Here is a 2,500-nt window from a genome sequence, read left to right on the forward strand (position 1 = left end):
GCTGCTCCACCCCGCGTCAACTAGACGGCGAATGCCGGCCGGGGCAGCCCGGACTTTTTGTTTTGTCCGTCCTCGAGGCCTTCGGCCTTTGCGGGCGGACGGGGCGCTGCTCCACCCCGCGTCAACTTCAGAAGTAAGCCTTGGCTCACTGGAATCAAGCTTCCGCCAACTGAAAGGGCCGCTTGCGCGGCCCGAGTTCCCGATTGGCGGGCCTTTTGGCAAGGAGAAGATTTGGATTTTTGACAACGTGCGTTTTGCAGACCTGGCAGCGACCTACTCTCCCGCGTCTTGAGACGAAGTACCATCAGCGCTGGAGCGTTTCACGGCCGAGTTCGGAATGGGATCGGGTGCAGCCGCTCCGCCATAACCACCAGGTCGGCAAAGCGCACGTTGCTCGAGAAGCTTTTTGAGCGAATAGCCGATAGTGAGTAGCCAATAGGGAACCCTATTTTCTGCTCTCTGTGAGCTGTTCGCTGGTCTTATGTGTGCCTTTACCGTTCTTTTGGTCTTGGCGCCTTTCGAAGCGAAGCTTCGCAAGGTCGACCGACCGTCGGCGCCGATGCGCCGCACCCACGTAGCGCCGCCCGCAGGGCGGAACAAGCGTGAGTGAGAACAGACCATCTCCGCGCAATCCAAAGGATTGTCGCGCGGCGCAATCCGAAGGATTGTCGCCCAAGATGGGCATAGGGAATGAGAACGATCAAGCCGATCGAACTATTAGTACCGGTAAGCTTCAAGCGTTGCCGCTCTTCCACACCCGGCCTATCAACGTGGTCGTCTTCCACGGTTCTCAGGGAATACTCGTTTTAAGGTGGGTTTCCCGCTTAGATGCCTTCAGCGGTTATCCCGTCCGGATATAGCTACCCTGCTATGCGGCTGGCGCCACAACAGGTCCACCAGAGATCCGTCCATCCCGGTCCTCTCGTACTAGGGACAGATCCTTTCAATATTCCTACACCCACGGCAGATAGGGACCGAACTGTCTCACGACGTTCTGAACCCAACTCACGTACCGCTTTAAATGGCGAACAGCCATACCCTTGGGACCTGCTCCAGCCCCAGGATGCGATGAGTCGACATCGAGGTGCCAAACAACCCCGTCGATATGGACTCTTGGGGGTCATCAGCCTGTTATCCCCGGCGTACCTTTTATCCGTTGAGCGATGGCCCTTCCACGCGGGACCACCGGATCACTATGACCGACTTTCGTCTCTGCTCGACTTGTCAGTCTCGCAGTCAGGCAGGCTTATGCCATTGCACTCAGCGAACGATTTCCGACCGTTCTGAGCCCACCATCGCGCGCCTCCGTTACTCTTTAGGAGGCGACCGCCCCAGTCAAACTACCCACCATACATTGTCCCGGACCCGGATGACGGGCCGCGGTTAGACATCCATAGTGATAAGGGTGGTATTTCAAGGGTGGCTCCACCTGAGCTGGCGCCCAGGTTTCAAAGCCTACCACCTATCCTACACATGCCACTACGAATGCCAATGTAAAGCTATAGTAAAGGTGCACGGGGTCTTTCCGTCTAACCGCAGGAACCCCGCATCTTCACGGGGAATTCAATTTCACTGAGTCTATGCTGGAGACAGCGGGGAAGTCGTTACGCCATTCGTGCAGGTCGGAACTTACCCGACAAGGAATTTCGCTACCTTAGGACCGTTATAGTTACGGCCGCCGTTTACTGGGGCTTCGATTCAGAGCTTGCACCCCTCCTCTTAACCTTCCAGCACCGGGCAGGCGTCAGACCCTATACGTCGTCTTGCGACTTCGCAGAGCCCTGTGTTTTTGATAAACAGTCGCTACCCCCTGGTCTGTGCCACCCTCCTCCACTTGCGTGGAAAAGGGTCACGCTTCTTCCGAAGTTACGCGTGCAATTTGCCGAGTTCCTTCAGCATAGTTCTCTCAAGCGCCTTGGTATACTCTACCAGTCCACCAGTGTCGGTTTCGGGTACGGTCTATAAGGAGGAGCTATTTCCTGGAACCACGCAGCAGCCCGTTCAATCCGATAAGATTGGACTACCTCAATGATCCGTCACTTCCTCCAGGCCCACGAATATTAACGTGGTTCCCATCGTCTACGCATTTCTGCCTCGACTTAGGGGCCGGCTAACCCTGCTCAGATTAGCTTTAAGCAGGAACCCTTGGACTTTCGGCGGGGGAGTCTCTCACTCCCCTTACGTTACTCATGTCAGCATTCGCACTTCTGATACCTCCACCACCCCTCACGGGTATGGCTTCATCAGCTTACAGAACGCTCCGCTACCGCTCGTGATTGCTCACGAACCCTAAGCTTCGGTGTATGGCTTGAGCCCCGTTACATTTTCGGCGCAAAGACCCTTATTTAGACCAGTGAGCTGTTACGCTTTCTTTAAATGATGGCTGCTTCTAAGCCAACATCCTGGTTGTTTTGGGATCCTCACATCCTTTCCCACTTAGCCATAACTTGGGGACCTTAGCTGTAGGTCAGGGTTGTTTCCCTTTTCACGACGGACGTTA

Annotated in this window: 2 rRNA genes (1 of these 2 cut by a window edge); both read right to left on the bottom strand. The window is 55.4% G+C overall.

Annotated features, from left to right (window positions below):
• Window positions 1-260: 260 nt before the first annotated feature.
• Window positions 261-375: ribosomal RNA gene (gene rrf, locus BQ8794_RS21485) — 5S ribosomal RNA — on the bottom strand.
• Window positions 376-696: 321 nt separating this feature from the next.
• Window positions 697-2,500, bottom strand: a 23S ribosomal RNA gene (locus BQ8794_RS21490) (it continues 1,016 nt past the right edge of the window).

The organism is Mesorhizobium prunaredense, assembly GCF_900156895.1.
Taxonomy (GTDB): domain Bacteria; phylum Pseudomonadota; class Alphaproteobacteria; order Rhizobiales; family Rhizobiaceae; genus Mesorhizobium; species Mesorhizobium prunaredense.